The sequence below is a fragment of the Flavobacterium sp. ZB4P23 genome (assembly GCF_003970375.1).
GTDB lineage: Bacteria > Bacteroidota > Bacteroidia > Flavobacteriales > Flavobacteriaceae > Flavobacterium.
In genome coordinates this window covers 186,096-204,409 of the sequence record NZ_RYDK01000001.1, presented here as the reverse complement: position 1 = coordinate 204,409, position 18,314 = coordinate 186,096, and the positions used below count along the sequence as shown (strand labels likewise).

19 protein-coding genes are annotated in these 18,314 nt (G+C 34.7%); 2 read left to right on the top strand and 17 right to left on the bottom strand.

What is annotated here, in order from left to right:
* Nucleotides 1–5: 5 nt before the first annotated feature.
* The 15 genes from EKL99_RS00925 to EKL99_RS00855 all read right to left on the bottom strand — a co-directional run bounded on the left by EKL99_RS00925 (nt 6) and on the right by EKL99_RS00855 (nt 15,596).
* The gene (locus EKL99_RS00925; RefSeq protein ID WP_126576210.1) at nt 6–899 is read right to left on the bottom strand and encodes a hydroxypyruvate isomerase family protein; all 894 of its coding nucleotides are present in this window, start codon (nt 897–899) and stop codon (nt 6–8) included.
* 9 nt (nt 900–908) lie between these two features.
* Nucleotides 909–2,147, bottom strand: coding sequence for a nucleoside permease (locus tag EKL99_RS00920; RefSeq protein ID WP_126576209.1), 1,239 nt, complete (start codon nt 2,145–2,147; stop codon nt 909–911).
* 57 nt (nt 2,148–2,204) lie between these two features.
* The gene (locus tag EKL99_RS00915) at nt 2,205–2,942 is read right to left on the bottom strand and encodes a DUF1080 domain-containing protein (protein WP_126576208.1); all 738 of its coding nucleotides are present in this window, start codon (nt 2,940–2,942) and stop codon (nt 2,205–2,207) included.
* A 32-nt stretch (nt 2,943–2,974) separates the two neighbouring features.
* Nucleotides 2,975–4,429, bottom strand: coding sequence for a Gfo/Idh/MocA family protein (locus tag EKL99_RS00910; RefSeq protein ID WP_126553259.1), 1,455 nt, complete (start codon nt 4,427–4,429; stop codon nt 2,975–2,977).
* A gap of 101 nt (nt 4,430–4,530) precedes the next feature.
* Nucleotides 4,531–4,905, bottom strand: a complete 375-nt coding sequence (locus EKL99_RS00905) for a c-type cytochrome (RefSeq protein WP_126576207.1) — start codon at nt 4,903–4,905, stop codon at nt 4,531–4,533.
* Nucleotides 4,906–4,923: 18 nt separating this feature from the next.
* The gene (locus tag EKL99_RS00900) at nt 4,924–5,976 is read right to left on the bottom strand and encodes a sugar phosphate isomerase/epimerase (RefSeq protein WP_126576206.1); all 1,053 of its coding nucleotides are present in this window, start codon (nt 5,974–5,976) and stop codon (nt 4,924–4,926) included.
* 39 nt (nt 5,977–6,015) lie between these two features.
* Nucleotides 6,016–7,176: a Gfo/Idh/MocA family protein gene (locus EKL99_RS00895; protein ID WP_231507349.1), complete on the bottom strand. Its 1,161-nt coding sequence runs from the start codon at nt 7,174–7,176 to the stop codon at nt 6,016–6,018.
* 10 nt (nt 7,177–7,186) lie between these two features.
* Nucleotides 7,187–8,890 (bottom strand): GMC oxidoreductase, encoded by a 1,704-nt coding sequence (locus tag EKL99_RS00890; RefSeq protein WP_126576205.1) that lies wholly within the window; start codon nt 8,888–8,890, stop codon nt 7,187–7,189.
* 53 nt (nt 8,891–8,943) lie between these two features.
* Nucleotides 8,944–9,507: a gluconate 2-dehydrogenase subunit 3 family protein gene (locus tag EKL99_RS00885; RefSeq protein ID WP_126459659.1), complete on the bottom strand. Its 564-nt coding sequence runs from the start codon at nt 9,505–9,507 to the stop codon at nt 8,944–8,946.
* Between the two features lie 468 nt (nt 9,508–9,975).
* Nucleotides 9,976–11,166: a hypothetical protein gene (locus EKL99_RS00880; protein ID WP_126459656.1), complete on the bottom strand. Its 1,191-nt coding sequence runs from the start codon at nt 11,164–11,166 to the stop codon at nt 9,976–9,978.
* 12 nt (nt 11,167–11,178) lie between these two features.
* Nucleotides 11,179–12,009, bottom strand: a complete 831-nt coding sequence (locus EKL99_RS00875) for a type 1 glutamine amidotransferase (RefSeq protein ID WP_126576204.1) — start codon at nt 12,007–12,009, stop codon at nt 11,179–11,181.
* A 40-nt stretch (nt 12,010–12,049) separates the two neighbouring features.
* Nucleotides 12,050–13,159, bottom strand: a complete 1,110-nt coding sequence (locus EKL99_RS00870) for a carboxylate-amine ligase (protein ID WP_126576203.1) — start codon at nt 13,157–13,159, stop codon at nt 12,050–12,052.
* A 68-nt stretch (nt 13,160–13,227) separates the two neighbouring features.
* On the bottom strand, nt 13,228–14,169 hold the full coding sequence (locus EKL99_RS00865; RefSeq protein ID WP_126576202.1) for a RimK family alpha-L-glutamate ligase: 942 nt from the start codon (nt 14,167–14,169) through the stop codon (nt 13,228–13,230).
* An 18-nt stretch (nt 14,170–14,187) separates the two neighbouring features.
* On the bottom strand, nt 14,188–14,901 hold the full coding sequence (locus EKL99_RS00860) for an esterase family protein (protein WP_126576201.1): 714 nt from the start codon (nt 14,899–14,901) through the stop codon (nt 14,188–14,190).
* A gap of 290 nt (nt 14,902–15,191) precedes the next feature.
* On the bottom strand, nt 15,192–15,596 hold the full coding sequence (locus EKL99_RS00855) for a glyoxalase (RefSeq protein WP_126561575.1): 405 nt from the start codon (nt 15,594–15,596) through the stop codon (nt 15,192–15,194).
* 67 nt (nt 15,597–15,663) lie between these two features.
* Between EKL99_RS00855 and EKL99_RS00850 the strand changes: the two genes are divergently transcribed.
* Nucleotides 15,664–16,053, top strand: a complete 390-nt coding sequence (locus EKL99_RS00850) for an acyl-CoA thioesterase (RefSeq protein WP_126451631.1) — start codon at nt 15,664–15,666, stop codon at nt 16,051–16,053.
* Nucleotides 16,054–16,087: 34 nt separating this feature from the next.
* On the opposite strand, the gene EKL99_RS00845 is transcribed toward EKL99_RS00850, so the two are convergent.
* The gene (locus EKL99_RS00845) at nt 16,088–17,344 is read right to left on the bottom strand and encodes a mechanosensitive ion channel family protein (protein WP_126553271.1); all 1,257 of its coding nucleotides are present in this window, start codon (nt 17,342–17,344) and stop codon (nt 16,088–16,090) included.
* Nucleotides 17,337–17,615 carry a DUF3817 domain-containing protein gene (locus EKL99_RS00840; protein WP_126459634.1) on the bottom strand — a complete coding sequence of 93 codons (279 nt, stop codon included), beginning with the start codon at nt 17,613–17,615 and terminating at the stop codon, nt 17,337–17,339. Before EKL99_RS00840 ends, EKL99_RS00845 begins: the two co-directional genes overlap by 8 nt.
* 101 nt (nt 17,616–17,716) lie before the next feature.
* Here EKL99_RS00840 and EKL99_RS00835 point away from each other — a divergent pair, with 101 nt between their 5' ends.
* Nucleotides 17,717–18,244, top strand: a complete 528-nt coding sequence (locus EKL99_RS00835) for a DUF6155 family protein (protein WP_126553273.1) — start codon at nt 17,717–17,719, stop codon at nt 18,242–18,244.
* Nucleotides 18,245–18,314: the final 70 nt, after the last annotated feature.

Genomic DNA, 18,314 nt, shown 5'->3' with positions numbered 1-18,314 from the left:
AGTAGTTAAATATCACAAATTGCTATGGCCTGTTTCAATGAAGCCAGTTTGTCCGGGTTTTTAGGTACAAATTCTTGACCCACAAATCCCTTAAAACCAGTTTTTGCAATTGCTTTCATAATTGCAGTGTAATTTAGTTCCTGAGTATCATCAATTTCATTTCGTCCCGGAACGCCGGCGGTATGATAATGTGTAATGTAGTGATGGTTCTCTCTTATGTTTCTAATCACATCTCCTTCATCAATTTGCATGTGATAAATATCGTAAAGCAATTTGAAATTCTCAGAGTTCAAACGTTTCGCTAATTCCACTCCCCAAGATGTTCGGTCACATTGGTAATCTTTATGATCAATTTTGCTGTTTAGTAATTCCATTACTAAAATCACATTATGCTTTTCAGCCAATGGAATTAGTTTTTGCAAACCAACAATACAATTGTTCCAACCTTCTTCATCTGTTTTGCCTCTTCTGCTTCCGCTAAAACAAATCAGATTTTTATAACCGGCTTTTGCCACCAGTGGAATCATTTCCATATAATTTTTCAAGAGTGTCTCATGAAATTTAATATCATTAAAACCATCCACTAAATTAATTTCTGCACCGTTGCACATTGTAGAAACAAGATCATATTTCTTCAATGTTGGCCAATCTTTAGGACCTACTAAATCAATCCCGGTAATCCCTATCTTTTTGGATTCAATGCAAAGCGTATCTAAATCTATGTCATTAAAACACCACCGAGAAACGGAGTGATTTATATTTCCTTTCAATTTACCCAATGGTGTTGCTGTTTCCTTTTTTGGCATAGCCAAAGCAGAAAATCCAGCAGGAATTCCCATCGCAACTGTTCCGGCTACTATTCCTTTTATGGCAGATCTTCTATTTAAATTAGCACTCATTTTTAATTTTTATATAGCAGAAGTGGATTCTTCTCCTTTGTTTTTTTCATTAAATAAAAGTGCAAAAAGTAAGAATACAGCAAACGCAATTCCAGCAGGAATAATCCACACCATTTGCCAGTTTACAGCCCCATCTGCCATTTTATAATTGTCCGTTATCCATCCTGCAACTGCAAAACCAATTAACATACCAACTCCGTAAGTGGCTAAAGTTATTAAACCCTGAGCAGCACTTTTGTATTTTTCTCCCGCTTTTGAATTGGTGTAAATTTGACCCGAAACAAAAAAGAAATCATAACAGATACCGTGCAGCGCAATACCTATAATAAGCATAAAGCTTAAATCATTGCCATTGCCATAAGCGAATAAAACATAACGAATTGCCCATGCTAACATCCCGATTAAGATCGTTTTTTTGAAACCAAAACGGGTAAAAAATACAGGAATCAATAATAAGAATAATGCTTCGGATATTTGACCTATTGCCATTTTTCCAGTAGGATTTTCAACGCCTGATTCTGTCAAAAATGGATGTGCATTTTGGTAATAAAAGGCAAGAGGTATACAAATCAGGATTGACGATATAAAAAAGATGGCGAAGTTTTTATCTTTCAGCAATTTTAAAGCATCAAGACCTATGATATCTCCAATTTTTATTTTTTCTTCACTTACTTTTGGTGGTGTTTTTGGTAAAGAAAAACTGAATATACCTAAAATTAAAGCGGCTATTCCTGCTAAAAGGAAGGTGTTTTTAAGAAATCCTTGAGAAATTGCTTCTGCAGTATCCCAATGAAAAACAAAACTAATAGACAATCCTGCTAAAATCCAACCAATAGTTCCCCAAACTCTAATATTAGAAAACTCTTTTTCCGGATCTTTCATTTGATTAAAAGAAACTGAATTGACTAATGCTAATGTGGGCATGTATAAAATCATATAACTCAGCACGTAGGTGTAGAACATCCCAACTTCTTCTGATTGATACATTTGGTACATTAAAAAGGCACCTGCGAGATGAAGTATTCCTAAAATTTTCTCCGCATTAAAATAACGATCCGCTATTAAACCTATAATAAAAGGTGCAACAATGGCGCCCCAGGATTGCGTAGAAAAAATAGCGGCAGTTTCTGATCCTGATGCTTTTAGATTATTACCCAGAAATGTGCCCAGGGTTACAAACCATGCACCCCAGATAAAAAATTCTAGGAACATCATTATGGATAATTTTATGCGGATGGTATTATTCATTAGTCAGTGGTTTTTTATTTTTTGGTTTTGGTTGTTTTTTTATTTTTTAGAGATCAATTACATACCCGCTTCACATCCGGTTGTAATTTTCATAGTATTCCATTCTTTGATCATAATGTTTCTGAACCATACATTATCTCCATGATCTTGTAGTGCAATTTTACCTTTTTTGAATGCAGCAAAACCTGGCCAAGTAGCAAATTTACTTCCGGCTACCAATGTTTTAAAATTAGTATCCCAAAGCGTAGTTTCAACTACTTTTACACCATTCAACAACATCGTCAGTTTTCCAAATTTACATACAATATCAACAGAATTCCATTCTCCAACTGGTTTTACAGGTTCTGTAGTACTTTTTACTAAATCATATAAATCTCCAGCTCTGTGTTTTTCAATTTTTCCGTCAGAATGACCGTCATTGTCCAATACTTGCATTTCCAGACCCGTTTCATAAGTATTTTTGAATTTTGTCAAATCCTCGTTCACATAAAAAATGATACCGCTATTGGCATTTTCCGCTACTTTCCATTCTAGTTTTAGATGAAAATTTTCGTATTCTGCATTAGTTACCAAATCGCCTCCTTGACCGTTTTGGGCAGCTGTAGGATCAAAATGCAACACACCCTCTTCCGCTTTCCAACCGGAACCAGCTGTTGCTTTTCCGTAACTGTGCCATCCCGTTGTGGATTGTCCGTCAAATATGGATTTAAATCCTTTTGGTATGGGCGCTTGCTGTGCATTTGCGGTTTGAATCAGTATCATAATAAGTAATGAAGTACAAATATTTTTAATCATTTTTGAATTTTTGAATTAATAATTAATCTTGCTTATAAAGTTAAAGCTTTCCAACCTTGACGATAATCCCGTTTCACAAATTGGTTCACTTCATCAAAATTTGTAATTCTCATGGCATCATTATCCCATAATAATTTTGCGGAACGTCCTGGGTACACTTCTTCTCCAAGCTCTTCTCGCATCACATCGTATCCTCTGATCGCAAGATTTGCCATCAATAAAGCTTCAGTTAAAGGACCGGCAATTTCAAAAGGAGAACTTAATTCTTTTTTCCCATAACCAGCAATAGCGGCTTCAATCCACTGCTTGTAATGTCCTCCTGAACCATCGATCACTCTTGCATATTTTTGAGCAACTTGGAGATTTTCATTTTTGCTTAGAGGAAGCAAACGCGGATTTAAACCGTAGGTATCACACATCATTTTTCCTTTTGTTCCTGTGAATAAGGTACCATTTCCACCGTCTCCAAAAATTTCATTCGAACCTAATTCGGAAGGTCTTTCCGGCTGAATTCCACCATCCATCCAGTGTACTGCAACGTCACCGTTTGTTTTCTCCGTTTTTGGAAAAGTTAAGGTAACATGACTGGAGGGAGGACAACTCTCAGGAAAATATCCTCTTTGAAACTCATCTACATATACAGAACCTACACTACATTGAACATCTTTAGCATATTTTAAATTTAATACACTAAAAGGTGCTTCTAACAAGTGACAGCCCATATCGCCTAATGCACCTGTTCCATAATCCCACCAACCGCGCCAGTTAAAGGGCACTAATTTATTTACATACTCTTTGTAAGGAGCTGTTCCCAACCATAAATCCCAATCTAATTCTTTTGGAATATCCGCTTTATTAGCAGACCAAGGAATCCCTTGAGGCCAAACCGGACGGTCTGTCCAAGCATGAATCGTGTGAACATCGCCTATTAAACCTGCTTCATACCATTCTTTCATTATTCTGGTACCATCATTCGAGGCACCTTGATTTCCCATTTGGGTTACCACTTTATATTTTGTAGCAGCTTGTGTCAAAATTCGAGCTTCGTAAATATCATGTGCCATAGGTTTTTGAACATACACATGTTTTCCTAATTGCATAGCAGCAAGTGCTTGAATAGCATGATTATGATCTGGAGTTGAAACTGAAACGGCATCGAAATTTTTATGTTCTTTGTCTAACATTTCACGCCAATCGGTATAAAATTTAGCTTTAGGAAATGCATTTACACTTGCAGCTGCTCTTCTGGTATCTACATCACATAAAAACGATATATCCGCTTTTCCACTTCTGGCAAACATACTGACATCAAATTTACCTTGTCCACCAACACCAATACTAGCTATTGATAAACGATCACTTGGCGCAACAAATCCTCTTCCTAGAACGTGACGGGGAACAATCATAAAAGCTGCTGCAGCTATAGCGGTTGTTTTTATAAAATCACGACGGTTATTTGTAATTTTATCTTCTTCTTTTTGTTTCATTATTTTAATCCAGTTTAGTTTATAGCAAAAAATTGTGTAACATCATGATTTTATTTTCGACATTCTAGAATTATATTGACTCTTTAAAAGCGCCTTTTGATTTACTTTTTTAAGGATAAAATATACTTTGCCATAGAATTTGCCTCATTCTTTTTCAGTGAAGCATGCGCAGACATGGGAATTGAACCCCAAACCCCAGAGCCACCTTTTATTATTTTACCGGATAAATAGGTAACATTTTTATCATTTAAGGCATATTTTTTAGCAATGTCTAAGTAGGAGGGACCAATTAGTTTTTTGTCTAACTTATGACATCCAATGCAATCCGATTTAGCTATTAATTTTTCTCCTTCAGAGGTTTGAACAACAAGGTTTGATTGCACAGTAGTTTCAATATATTTTTCTTCTGAATTATCATTGGAAAATGAGGTTAAACTAATTAGTGCAACCCCAAAAAAGAAATATTTTAATTTCATTTTATTGTATTTAAGTTTTTATAATCCTAAGTTTTTTTTGTTAAAAGCCTGATTTGTTTCTACTGCAGCAAAATCATCAAATGCTTTATCAGTAACTTTTATAATATGATTTTTTATAAATTCAGCACCTTCACGCGCTCCATCCTCCTGATTTTTAATGCAACATTCCCATTCCATTACTGCCCATCCTTTGAAATCATATTGGGCTAGTTTGCTGAATATAGTTTTAAAATCAATCTGACCATCGCCTAGAGAACGATACCGTCCGGCACGATTTGCCCAGCTTTGATAGCCTCCAAAAGTACCTTGCTTTCCTGTAGGATTAAACTCGGCATCCTTTACGTGAAATGCTTTAATCCGTTCATGATAAAAATCGATATATTGGATGTAATCTAATTGTTGTAAAACAAAATGCGATGGATCGTACAACAAGCAAGCTCTGGAGTGATTATTCACCGCTTTCAAAAACATTTCATAGGTTTCCCCATCAAATAAATCTTCTCCGGGATGAATTTCGTAACAAAGGTCAACACCATTTTGATCAAACTCATTTAAAATGGGCAACCAGCGTTTAGCCAATTCGGCAAAACCATCTTCCACTAAACCCGGAGGTCGTTGTGGCCAAGGATGAAAATACTGCCAAAGTAGAGAACCACTAAAAGTGGCATGTGCATTTAACCCTAAATTTTGAGATGCTTTAGCCGCATATTTCAATTGTTGCACAGCCCATTCTTGCCTTGCTTTAGGATTTCCATGTACATTTACTGGTGCAAATGCATCAAAAAAGTCATCGTAAGCAGGATGAACAGCCACTAACTGCCCTTGTAAATGGGTTGATAATTCAGTGATTTCTAGTCCGTAAGAAGCAATTGTTCCTTTTAGTTCATCCGCATAGGTTTTACTTTCTGCCGCTTTTTGTAAATCAATAAAACGGGTATCTAATGTTGGCATTTGAATCCCTTTAAAGCCTAAATCAGCAGCCCATTTACAAATCCCATCTAAGGAATTAAAAGGAGCTTTATCATCAATAAACTGTGCTAAAAAGACCGCAGGCCCTTGAATTGTTGTCATAATATTTGGTATATAAGAGGTCTACGAATTCCTAATAAATTACAAAACGTAGGGAGTCCATTTTTTATCCGATTGTGATGATGCGACTACGTTATCTATAAATGTCATTCCTCTCACTCCATCTTCAACAGAAGGAAAGTCTAACATTTCAGCAGTAGGTGCTGTGCCCTCTAATTTACAACCAAGCGTTAAAGCAAAGTTGCGGTAAATATTAGCAAATGCCTCTAAATATCCTTCTGGATGTCCGCCTGGAGTTCTACAATTATGTGTTGCAAATGAAGATAAATGTGCATAGTTAGATCCAGCTCTTAAAACCTGAGTTGGTTCATCTAACCACCTAACCGTTAAAGTGTTTGGATCATGTTGAAACCATTCGATTCCACCTTTTTCGCCATAAACTCTGATTTTTAAAGCGTTTTCTTCTCCAGCTGCTACTTGCGATGCTATTAAAACGCCTTTAGCACCATTGTCAAATTTCAATAGTACAGCTCCATCATCGTCCATTATGCGGCCTTCAACTAATGTGTTTAATTCTGCACAAACATCGGTAATTTTAGCCCCGGTAATATATTCGGCTAAATGAGAGGCGTGCGTACCAATATCTCCCATTACAGAACTTTTCCCGGATTTTTTAGGATCTGTTCGCCATGCAGCTTGTGCGTTTCCCTCTCTTTCGGATAGTGTACTTAACCATCCTTGGGGATATTCTACTAAAACTTTTCTAATTTTACCCAATTTTCCTTCGTTGACCATAGCTTTCGCTTGTTTGACCATTGGATACCCGGAGTACGTATGTGTTAAACAAAGTAGTAATCCTGTCTCTTCTACTTTTTGTTTCAATAGTTTTGCTTCTTCCAATGAAAAAGTCATTGGTTTTTCAATTACTACATTAAAACCATGCTCCAAAGCCATCATTGCAGGTGCAAAATGGGCAAAATTTGGAGTAACAATAGTAACAAAATCGATTCTTTCGTCAGCAGGTAAAGCCGCTTCCGCTTTAATCATTTCGTCATACGTTAAATATGTTCTTGATTCCGGAAGAAACAAGGCTTTACCAGATGCAATTGCGGTTTCTGGTTTTATACTTAATGCACCACACTTTAATTCAATTAGTCCATCCATATTGGCGGCTAATCGGTGAATTGCACCTATAAAGGCATCTTGACCACCACCGACCATTCCCATTCTTAATTTTCTCATAATGATGAACCTAAATATTTCCTTTTTTTAATTCTTTTACTGCATAATCGCAAGCACGAGCCGTCAAAGCCATAAATGTTAATGATGGATTTTGACACGCAATAGAAGGCATACAAGAACCATCGGTAACAAATACATTACTAACTTCGTGCAATTGATTCCATTTATTTAAAACGGAATCCATGGGGTCATTACCCATTCTGGCAGTACCCATTTCGTGTATAGCCATTCCAGGATAACAATCGTTATCATAGGTTTGCACATTTTTGATTCCAGATGCTTCCAGCATTTCTGCGGCATCATTCATCATATCTTCCCGCATTTTTGCTTCATTTTCTTTGTATTCACAATCAATAGCTAAAACTGGTTGTCCCCATTTGTCTTTTTTGCTATGATCGATGTACACTTTGTTTTCATAATACGGCAGCATTTCTCCAAAACCACCTAATCCCATACTCCAGGAATCAGCAGGTAATGACATAGTCGATTTAAAGTTTTCACCAAAAGCTAATTCGGCAACTTCTTTATGCCAAGATCCTCTGCTGGCACCTCCTTGGTACCCAAAACCTCTTAAATAATCTCGTTTATCACCACCTACATTCTGATATCTTGGAATATAAATACCATTAGCTCTTCTTCCGTACGTGTATTTATCTTCAAAACCTTCAGCTGTTCCTTCTGCACCACAACGGAAATGATGATCCATAAGATTATGGCCTAATTGTCCGCTGGCATTACCCATTCCATTCGGATGCGCTTCTGAAGTTGAATTTAGTAAGAGGAATGTTGATCCTAAGGTGGATGCGTTTACAAAAACAATTTTAGCATAAAACTCCATGGTTTCATTTGTTTCTGCATCAATAACCATAACACCCTTTGCTTTTTTAGTGTCTTTATCATAAATAATATGATTCACAATAGAGTAGGGTCTCACGGTCAATCTATTGGTTGCCATTGCAGCGGGTAGTGTAGAAGATTGGGTGCTAAAATAGGCGCCAAATGGACAACCTCGACTGCATAAATTTCTGTACTGACAGCTGCCACGCCCTTTGTGGGGTACAGTTAAGTTAGCAGTACGACCAATTGTAAGAATACGGGTTTTATTATAATGTTTTTCTAATCTTTCTTTAACTGATTTTTCAACACAATTTAAATCCATTGGAGGCAAAAATTTACCATCTGGAAGCAGTGGCCAGTTTTCAGCTTGCCCACTTATTCCTACGAATTTTTCTACATAATCATACCACTTGGTAAGGTCTTTATATCGGATAGGCCAGTCATTTCCATGACCATCTTTGGCATTATCTTCAAAGTTATGGTCACTAAAACGGTAACTTTGACGGCCCCACATTAAAGATTTTCCACCCACATGAAATCCTCTGTACCAATCAAAACGTTTGTCTTCTGTGTAGGGACATTCCAAGTCATTCACCCACCATTTTTCGGTAGCTTCATTGTATGGATAATCTCTTGTTTGAACCGGATGGGTTCTTTTTTGTTCTTCGGTAAGTTTGCCAGCGCGTTCAAATTCCCATGGTGCTTTCATGGCCGATTCATAATCTTTGATGTGCTCAATATTCATTCCGCGTTCTAACATCAAAACTTTTAATCCTTTTTCGGTAAGTTCTTTTGCAGCCCAACCACCACTAATTCCAGATCCTACAACAATAGCATCATACGTATTTTCCTCTTTCAAATTGGTATTTATATTCACGGGTAGTATTTTTTATTTAATAAAATAGTTTCTAACAGTAGGTTCTAATAAGACTAGTTGGTTGCCCAAGCTTTTTGTCCGGGTTTGTAGTCTGCACTACCATCGTAGCGTCCCGGAACTGGAAGGTATTCGCGTGCTTGTGTACAACCTATTTCTGAAGAATAATAGCCAAGAAGAGTTAAATCTCTAGCAATCAAAAAGAATGAAGGTGCTTTATCAGTTGCAATTGCCTCATCTCGTAATGAAGTCATTAATTGCTGACGCTCTTCAACTGACATTGATAAGAAATTCTTATTGAAATCTTTAGCGCATTTTGCTTGCATTTCCTGCATCCCGGAAGCAAAAATTTCTTGCATTTTTGCAGGATAACATTCTCTAATAATCATTGGAATAAAAGCACCCAGTCCTGCAGCTTTTGCTCCTGCCGAAGAGGCTGTAGTAGGTATAATGATATCGGCAAATTCAGCCAAAATTTCTTCATCTGCAGCAGAAAAAGACACGCTATTTTTTTCTTTTTCAGGCAAAGTAAAACTTTCAAATAAAACGCCCATTGTTGTTGCTGAGATTGCGCTTCCCATCAAAAATGCAACGCTTTTAAGTGCTTCTCTTCTATTCATTTGCTAATTATTAAAATTATTGATTCTTCTTAATTTATTATAACATTACAATAATAAAGAAAAAAAAAACAGGTTAATTTTTTTTATGTTAAAATATTGAATAATTCCATATTTTTCAAATTATTAAGGGAATCACTTTCAAAAATTCATTAAACAGTAGTTGGAATCAATGATATCAAGAAAAAAAAAATGTTTGAAGAAGCAAAAAAAAATAAAAAACGATTTTTAAATTGTTTTTAATCTAAAATTAATAAGGTTTTAATTATAAAATATAGCTGTATTTTCTTCTCACAGCATTTCAATGCGTTAAAATGACAGTATTAGTTAAAGAACCATTTAAATAATCTAAAATATATTTCCTGTTTTGTAGTAAAAAAGAAGTTTTTATATTTTAAAAATAGGAAGTAATTTAAATGTGCAACCCGCTAAAAAATGGAATTTTTGAAAGTTACAAAATGGAAGTATTATCTACCTTTCAAATAAACCTAAAGTGCCACCAACCCAATCTTTATCTTTATTGAATTTCACGCCAATCATCTCGCCACGGCTTAAGCGGACTAAGTTGCAGAGTAGAGTAGGTGCGGCATCACCTTTTTTCCAAACACACAAGATTCGGACTTCAGCTTTTACTTTCCCTTCAGGAGCGTGTACAATAGGAAGATAATTTACTTTTTTTTGAAGAATATATAATTCTTTATCTACAACGGCTTCAATATCTTTTTTTGTGACATGAAAAATAACGCCCGTTCCTGAAAAAGAAAAAAGCGGTTTCAAAACATAGTTTTCTAAATCCTGAGGAATTACTGCCAAGTCACTCAATAGTGTCGTTTCAATACAATATTTTCCTTTTAAGAAAGGTAAAATAAATTTACTGATTCTGAAAAACCAGTTAGGATGTCCCGCCCATTCCACATCCAAATCATCTGAAAAACTAAAATTAAGTCTTAAATCTGTTCTCAAATCCAATTCATCAAAAATAACCCGATTGTAAATTCTTTTTACCAATATTTCATTGCCTGTTGCATTTTTGTAAAACAGTTGTTTTCCTTTTTTTATGAGTTCAGTAACACAAACTATAGGGATGCCAATGTCTCTTTTGCAGTAATAAAAATCAATCTTGGTATTTTGTTTTTCGGGTTCTATTTCAAGAAGAATAACATTTTCTTTTGGATGATGGTTGCAAATCGCTTCTTCTAAAATAGTAAGATATTCCTGTGGTTCAATAGCATTAATAAATGGAGTTAATTCGTTAAGAAATGGATAATGATTTTTAAATTTTTCGTACAAATGCATTTGATAATTGTACAAAGAGGGGAATCCCTGTACTTCAATTAGTTTTGGAATAAGTACTCCGTCTTCTTCACAAATTCCAAAATCAATTGCTAAAAAGGTAGTATGTTCATCCTCATTAGGAACAGTATTATTTAGCTCTAATGATTTATTTGTAAGTGATTTAAAGTCGTTTTTCTGAATGAAAGCTATAACATCATTACAGCCTTCAATCAATTGTGCTTTAAGCTCCTTCGAAATAAAAAAGGGGGTTTCGCCTAACCGGAAAGTAGGCAGGTAATTAAAATCGGAAGCAATATCATCTTTGAATTCCTGATATTTTTTTTCTGTAAATTGAGTATTAAATAACTTCCGATATTTTGAAATCATTTTGAAATCGTATTAATTAGAAAGTGTCTTCTTTGTTTTTAGCAAGTCATTAATTGCTATTCGAAGGAAATTAGGAATCAAAGTTTCATTAGTTCTGTATATTTTATCATCATCTAATAAATCCTCCAGCATGTTTCTGAACTTCTTTTTTCCTTTCATATTCTTAATCTTTTCCTTTGCTTCTTTATTTCTTAAATGAGAAACAAAACTAATGGGATCTGCTTCCGGGTGAAATTGAGTACCCACAAAATAATCGGTAAAACGCACGGCCATAATTGCGCGTTCGTATTGTATATGATCCCTAATTTTCTCTAATGAAATAATTTTCGCTCCTTTTTTTGCAAAAATACTTAACTTGGGTTGAACCACTTGATAGTCTCTGGAATCTATCGCATAAAAAGGGTCTGCTAATCCCTCGAACAAGGGATCCACAAGTCCTTCTTTAGTTTTATGAATGGTCATCACCCCAAAAGAAGTGTCATTTCGTTTGGTAACCGTAGCCAATCCAAAATGCAAACACGCCATTTGAAAAGAATGACAAATGAACAAAACATGTTTTTTAATACTATTTTCAGTATTCCATTTATTCAAGGAATCGATAAATTCATAGTATTTTACATCCCAGTTTCCATCACCAATTAAGGGATTTCCAGGTCCTCCAGTTGAAATATAAATGTCAAATTTATTCTTGTCCGGCAATTCACATTTTACCCGAACATCAAATATTTCAAAACTAACAACGGGACTAAACCTATTGACAACATCAATAATACATCGCATTCCCTGGTTGGGTTCACCATTGTACATGTCCAGAAGGGCTATTTTTATAATTTTATTAGACATACTTTTTTTTAAAAAACAATGAACAAAGGTACTTTATATTTTATAATCCTTTCGTAAATTCTCCTGTTATGAAGTCAACCACACAGGAAAGATCGCCCGTTTCTTGAAAAATAGCCAGTTGCTTATCAGCACCGGTACCGTTTTTTAAAATTTCATGGACATAATTTATATCAGCACGACTTCCCAATTCATCCACCACATCATCAATGAAATCAAGCAGTTCCAGAATAAGTATTTTTGTTTCTACTTCTTTTTGCAAACCAAAATCGATCATACTATTCTCAATGCCGTAACGTGCCGCCCGAAATTTATTTTCTTTTATCAAAGCCAGTCGATACACATTAAAGCTAGTATTGTTCATGTTCAATTTGTAGAGTTTAGCTACAATTGCCTGAATAATAGCAACAATGCAAATGGTTTCATCCACTGTCAATGACATATCACAAATCCTGAATTCAATCGTATTGTAAAAAGGATGCAACCGTAAATCCCACCAGATTTTCTTTGGATTATCGATGCAATTAGTCTTTATTAATGTATCCGAATAATTCTCATACGAACTCACCGAATCAAAATATTCCGGCAAACCTGTCCTTGGAAACTTGTCAAAAACTTTCGTTCTAAAGGACTTATAACCTGTTTTTCTTCCCTCCCAAAAAGGAGAGTTCGTTGAAAGCGCAAAAATATGCGGCAAAAAATATGTGGCCTGATTCATTAATTGCAAGCCAATCTCCCGATTTTCAATTCCTACATGACAATGCATTCCAAAAATTAAATTAGAACGCGCTGCATCTTGCAATTCATTGACAATATCGTGATAGCGAGGATCATCAGTTATCGGTTGATCCTGCCATTTCGAGAAAGGATGCGTCCCGGCACCACCCACAATAAGATCTTGTTTGTCCGCTAATTCAACGATTTTAGAACGTAAAAACCGAATCTCATTTTTGGCATCATTCACATTATTACAAATATTGGTACCCACTTCGACCACAGATTGATGCATTTCAGCCTTTACTTGCTCATTTAAAATGATCTTCGCACCATCTACAATTTTGGATAAATGCGACCGTAAATCTCTGGTTACAGGATCTATAATTTGATATTCTTCTTCTACACCGAGGGTAAAAACAGGTAATTTCTTTAACATAATTATTGTTTTAGTGTTCAGTCGCAGTCAAAGTTTACAGTCTGTTTACTGAATACTGTGACTGAAAACTATTTTACTGCATCTTTCATAAATGTTCCCCAAGTCAAATTCATCTTTCCGGATTTCTGTTTTTTTGCAGCAGCAATTGCCATTTTTGCAGCTTCCTCTACAACCCACTCAAAGTTTTCTGCACCTACCGAAGTTAATTCAGCATCTGGTGCGGGATTTCCAAAATCTATCGCATAGGGAATACCATCACGGACTGCAAATTCAACCGTATTAAAATCATAACCCAATCCTTTGCAAAGACGTAAAGTATAATCCTTAATAGTAGCTAATAATTTTTTATCCACAGGCGGCCCATCAAGTACATAACGCAAATGATGCGGATTTCTGGGTTCGTATTGCATAATCCTAACGGCTTTGCAACCCAAACAATAGACTCTGAAATACTCTGTAAAAACAATTTCTTCCTGTAGCATCATCACCAGTTGCCCCGTTTCCTTATGTTTCTCCCAAAATTCTTCGACATTTTCTAATCGATACACATTTTTCCAGCCACCTCCGGCATAGGGTTTCATATAAGCTGGAAAACCAATATAATGAAAAATTTCTTCCCAATCCATTGGGTATTTTAGGTTTCGGAATGATTTTCCAGTCGTATCCGTAGGATGTTCCGCCGATGGGAGAAGTACCGTATTAGGTAACGGAACTCCCAGAGTATCGGCCAATGCGTTATTAAAAAATTTATCATCAGCACTCCACCAAAAAGGATTGTTGATCACATTCGTCCCTGTTAAAGCAGCATTTTTCAAATATGCACGATAGAAAGGGACATCTTGCGAAATGCGATCAATAATTACGGCATATTCTCCGTCTTGATTTTGAACTACTTTATCAATAATCACAGCTTCAGCTATGATTTCTTTTTCGTTTTTTGAATTGACACGATCTATGAAGGCTTGTGGAAATGTATCTTTCATTCCAAATAAAATTCCAATTTTTTTCATCTTGATATGTTTATAATTTTAAAAAAATTTTATTCTGGATAAATAATGTGGAAACATTTCGGTCCATACCGGCCAGTCGTGTTTTCGTTCCTGACGAATATCCAACCAATGATGAATGTTTCTATCGCTCAACACTTTACTTAGTTTTAAATTTGCATCAAAACAAATATCCCAATTAGACGTCCCAAGCACAATATCCATTTTCCATAATTCCGGATCATTAAGTCCATGTAAATAATCTTCCGGGCTGTTGTAAAACACATCATCGTCATGAAAACCATCCATAAAACTCTTGATATTAAAAGCGCCACTCATAGAAAACAAATGACTTACATAACCAGGATGTCTAAAAGCAAAATTTGCCGCATGATACCCGCCAAAACTGCAACCGGCAAGAGCCACTCTGCCTGAGGAGGTATTGTTCTTTACTTTTTCAACGATTTCGTGACAAATCATTTTATCGTACCTGACGTGGTTTTCTATACGATTTATAGGATATATATTTTTATTGTAAAAACTGTCTTTATCAATGCTATCAGGACAAAATATTTGGATCAAACCTTGTTCCAGATACCATTTTGCAGAATCAATCAATCCCATATCTTTATTTTCATGGTAACTTCCCATAGAAGTAGGAAATACAATTACAGGATATCCGGCATGTCCAAAAACCAACATTTCTATCTCTCTATTTAAATTAGGGGAATGCCATTTGAAATACTCTTCCTTCATGAAATTAGTTTTAACAATTATAATGAAAAAAATAACACAAAAAGCAGATAAAATTATACTTAACCCATATTTATTATAAAAAAGATTAGGATTAATAAATTGGATCTAAATGGTAAAATTTGGATGAATAAAGAGCCGTTTTTTAAATTATAAACAACAAGGCAACGTGTTTTAAAAGCTCTATATTTTTAATTATAAGGTTTTTAGACCTAAAATAAGCCTTAGGATCTTTCCTATAATTACTATTTGATTAGAGAACCCTAAATTTCTAAAATAAGGAAGAAATAGCGCTAGTTGCTTTTATTAATTTCATACAGTGATACATGACTTTTTAATCGTTCTACAAGCATGCTCATCATTCTTTTATTGATATTGGAGGAGTTTTGTACATAAGCAGCATATTCATCGGCTGTAAATAAACCAATGATCATTCCTTTTAGAGAATTTCTAAACTTGATGTCTTTCTGGATTGCATTTTCCATGACGGATACTTTTTTATCAAGTGTATAACTGTAGAAATCAATTTTATTTTTGTTGACATAATTGAGGAAGGATGCTGCAAATAAGTCATTTTGCAACTTTAGAATGGGGCGTAACACCTCATTTTGAAATGATTCTTCTGTTGTGGATTGTGTGGTTACGGAACCTATTGTTTGTCCTCGAAATTCTTTTAAAAAAGTATCGCGTGCATTCATATTTTTTCTTTAAAATTAAATAAAATTGCGTCAAGAATACGTATTTTTACATTTATAAAGAAAAAATATGAAATTTCACACTAGAAAATGGGTAAAACCCGAAGATCTAAATCCTAACGGAACTTTATTTGGCGGTAAATTATTAGCTTGGATTGATGAAGAATTGGCTTTGTATACCATAATTCAATTAGAAAATACCAGAATCGTAACCAAATACATGTCGGAAATCAATTTTCGAAGTTCGGCCAGACAAGGTGATATTGTCGAAATTGGAATTGATGTTTTAAAATTTGGCACAACCTCACTCACGCTGAAATGCGAGGCACGAAATATGATGACACGCGAGACAATCATTACAATTGATCACACCACAATGGTTAACTTAGATGCGGATGGAAAACCTAAGGCACATGGAAAAACAGCAATTGAATATGTGAAAAACAGATTATTAATTTGATACGAAGTGCATTTATACTTTTTAAGTAAAAAAATTAAACCTGAGATTCACTTTCTGCAGTTGTTTCAAAAATTTCTAAATCAAAATATTTTATGGAAGCAATGATGTGATCAAATATATCCGACATGATGTATTCATAGTTTTCAAATCGCTTGTCATGTGAAAACGCATAAACCTCAAGCGGTACACCATGGGAAGTTGATTGTAACTGACGGCAAAGCATCAACATGTCTTTGTTTAATCCTGGATAATTGAACAGGTATTCCGTGATGTATTTTCGAAATAAACCTAAGTTTGTCAAATTTCGCCCATTAATAGCAATGGATTTGTCAATTTTATGTTTAGAATTATAGTCGTCTATTTCTAATTTTCGACTGTCAATATAATCCGATATTAGATGAATTTTTTTTAAATCATTTAATTCTGCTTCCTCTAAAAACCGAATGCTGCTTGTTTTTATCAGAATGTGTCTTTTGATGCGTCGGCCATCTGAATTCAGCATTCCGCGCCAGTTTTGAAACGAATCTGAACTCAAACTATAGGTTGGAATTGTGGTTGTGGTATTATCGAAATTTCGAACTTTTACCGTTGCCAGATTGATCTCGATAACATCTCCATCAGCACCAAATTTATCCATCGTAATCCAGTCGCCAATTCGAACCATATCGTTTATGGATACTTGAACACTAGATACAAAACCTAAAATGGTATCTCGGAATATTAATATGATTACCGCTGAAACGGCTCCTAAAATAGTTAAAAGCTCTTTTTTATCAATCTCAAATAATTTTGAAATGATTAATGTAATTCCAATTACCCACAACATAATCATGATTACCTGAATGAAACTGTCAATAGGTTTGTCGCTGTATCTTGGTTTTAGTTTTAAATAATCACGTAACGCATTGAAAATAGTTCGTATAATCCATAAAATCAGAATGATGATGTAGATTCCAACCAATTTCCCAAAAAAGCCTTCCCAATATTCAAATCGATCTAAAATTATTGGAACAGATTTGTAAATAAACAATAGTGGAATTAAATGTGCAATGTATTTAGCCGTTTTGTTAGTTACCAGCAAATCATCAAATTTGGTTTTGGTTTTTTGGGCAATAACGGCCATAATAGTAACTAAAACAAGTCTAAAAATTACGTAGATGACATACGCCAATACACACAAAACAATAATGTTCAGCACCAAGCTAAAATAAGAAGCCAGACTGTTCCCTAAGCCCCATTTCCTGAGTACTAGATATAGAAAAGTGAATATTTTTTCTATTAATTTATACATTTCGCAAGTATTTCTTTTCTATGTAAAAAGTCCCAAAAGGAGGAATTGACGCAATACAAATGATAAAATACTTTTTAAAATTCCACTTTTCACTAAACTTTAAAATTGTTGCCAAGATAATGTAAGCAGTAAATAATACGCCGTGAGCCATTCCAATGTGTTTGACATAAATAGGATCATTAAAAATGTATTTCATTGGCATAGCAAAGAAAAATAACAATAAGGCGGATATACCTTCTACTATTGCTGTAACCTTAAAAATCTTAAGCATTTATTTTTTTTAAGTGATAATTGACAAAATTAAGGATTATCATTGATTTACCACGCATTGATTCCTAAAGTAAATTACTTTTGTAATCTTAAACTTTGATAATGAGCAAACGCGATTTAAAAAAATATGTAGCCGAATTGAATAAAGAACAACTCGAAGAGCAAATACTCGAATTGTACGAGAAATTCAGTTCTGTAAAAGTCTATTATGATTTTGTTTTTAATCCAAAAGAAGAAACGCTTTTGAAGGAATGCAAACTCAAAATTTCCAATGAATATTATCCTCTGAAAAAATCCGGAAGGCGTAGCAAACCTAAAACGAGGCGTTCCGTTGCCCAAAAATACATTAAGCACTTTACGCTTTTGGGAGTAGATCCTTTTGTAATTGCGGATGTAATGCTTTACAATATTGAAATAGCACAAACATTCTCATCAGAACAGGATATAAAGCAAGAATTATTTTTCAAAAGCATGTATAATTCCTTTCAGCAAGCCGTTGTTTTCTTGATTGCAAATGGAATACTTACTGATTTTAAACCCAGAATTAGTGCCATACACACTGAAACTATTTTGCAAAAATGGTACAATGAACCAGAATTTAATGCCATTTTAGAACGATTAGAATATTAAATCCTCACATAATTCAAATTTATTTAATCATTCCGTTTATTTTTAATAAAAATTGATACTTAAACTGTTT

Excerpts from the sequence above, each read along its gene's own strand:
- EKL99_RS00925 (WP_126576210.1), bottom strand. The coding sequence starts at position 899 with ATGAGTGCTAATTTAAATAGAAGATCTGCCATAAAAGGAATAGTAGCC.
- EKL99_RS00920 (WP_126576209.1), bottom strand. The coding sequence starts at position 2,147 with ATGAATAATACCATCCGCATAAAATTATCCATAATGATGTTCCTAGAA.
- EKL99_RS00915 (WP_126576208.1), bottom strand. The coding sequence starts at position 2,942 with ATGATTAAAAATATTTGTACTTCATTACTTATTATGATACTGATTCAA.
- EKL99_RS00910 (WP_126553259.1), bottom strand. The coding sequence starts at position 4,429 with ATGAAACAAAAAGAAGAAGATAAAATTACAAATAACCGTCGTGATTTT.
- EKL99_RS00905 (WP_126576207.1), bottom strand. The coding sequence starts at position 4,905 with ATGAAATTAAAATATTTCTTTTTTGGGGTTGCACTAATTAGTTTAACC.
- EKL99_RS00900 (WP_126576206.1), bottom strand. The coding sequence starts at position 5,976 with ATGACAACAATTCAAGGGCCTGCGGTCTTTTTAGCACAGTTTATTGAT.
- EKL99_RS00895 (WP_231507349.1), bottom strand. The coding sequence starts at position 7,176 with ATGAGAAAATTAAGAATGGGAATGGTCGGTGGTGGTCAAGATGCCTTT.
- EKL99_RS00885 (WP_126459659.1), bottom strand. The coding sequence starts at position 9,507 with ATGAATAGAAGAGAAGCACTTAAAAGCGTTGCATTTTTGATGGGAAGC.
- EKL99_RS00880 (WP_126459656.1), bottom strand. The coding sequence starts at position 11,166 with ATGATTTCAAAATATCGGAAGTTATTTAATACTCAATTTACAGAAAAA.
- EKL99_RS00875 (WP_126576204.1), bottom strand. The coding sequence starts at position 12,009 with ATGTCTAATAAAATTATAAAAATAGCCCTTCTGGACATGTACAATGGT.
- EKL99_RS00870 (WP_126576203.1), bottom strand. The coding sequence starts at position 13,159 with ATGTTAAAGAAATTACCTGTTTTTACCCTCGGTGTAGAAGAAGAATAT.
- EKL99_RS00865 (WP_126576202.1), bottom strand. The coding sequence starts at position 14,169 with ATGAAAAAAATTGGAATTTTATTTGGAATGAAAGATACATTTCCACAA.
- EKL99_RS00860 (WP_126576201.1), bottom strand. The coding sequence starts at position 14,901 with ATGAAGGAAGAGTATTTCAAATGGCATTCCCCTAATTTAAATAGAGAG.
- EKL99_RS00855 (WP_126561575.1), bottom strand. The coding sequence starts at position 15,596 with ATGAATGCACGCGATACTTTTTTAAAAGAATTTCGAGGACAAACAATA.
- EKL99_RS00850 (WP_126451631.1), top strand. The coding sequence starts at position 15,664 with ATGAAATTTCACACTAGAAAATGGGTAAAACCCGAAGATCTAAATCCT.
- EKL99_RS00845 (WP_126553271.1), bottom strand. The coding sequence starts at position 17,344 with ATGTATAAATTAATAGAAAAAATATTCACTTTTCTATATCTAGTACTC.
- EKL99_RS00840 (WP_126459634.1), bottom strand. The coding sequence starts at position 17,615 with ATGCTTAAGATTTTTAAGGTTACAGCAATAGTAGAAGGTATATCCGCC.
- EKL99_RS00835 (WP_126553273.1), top strand. The coding sequence starts at position 17,717 with ATGAGCAAACGCGATTTAAAAAAATATGTAGCCGAATTGAATAAAGAA.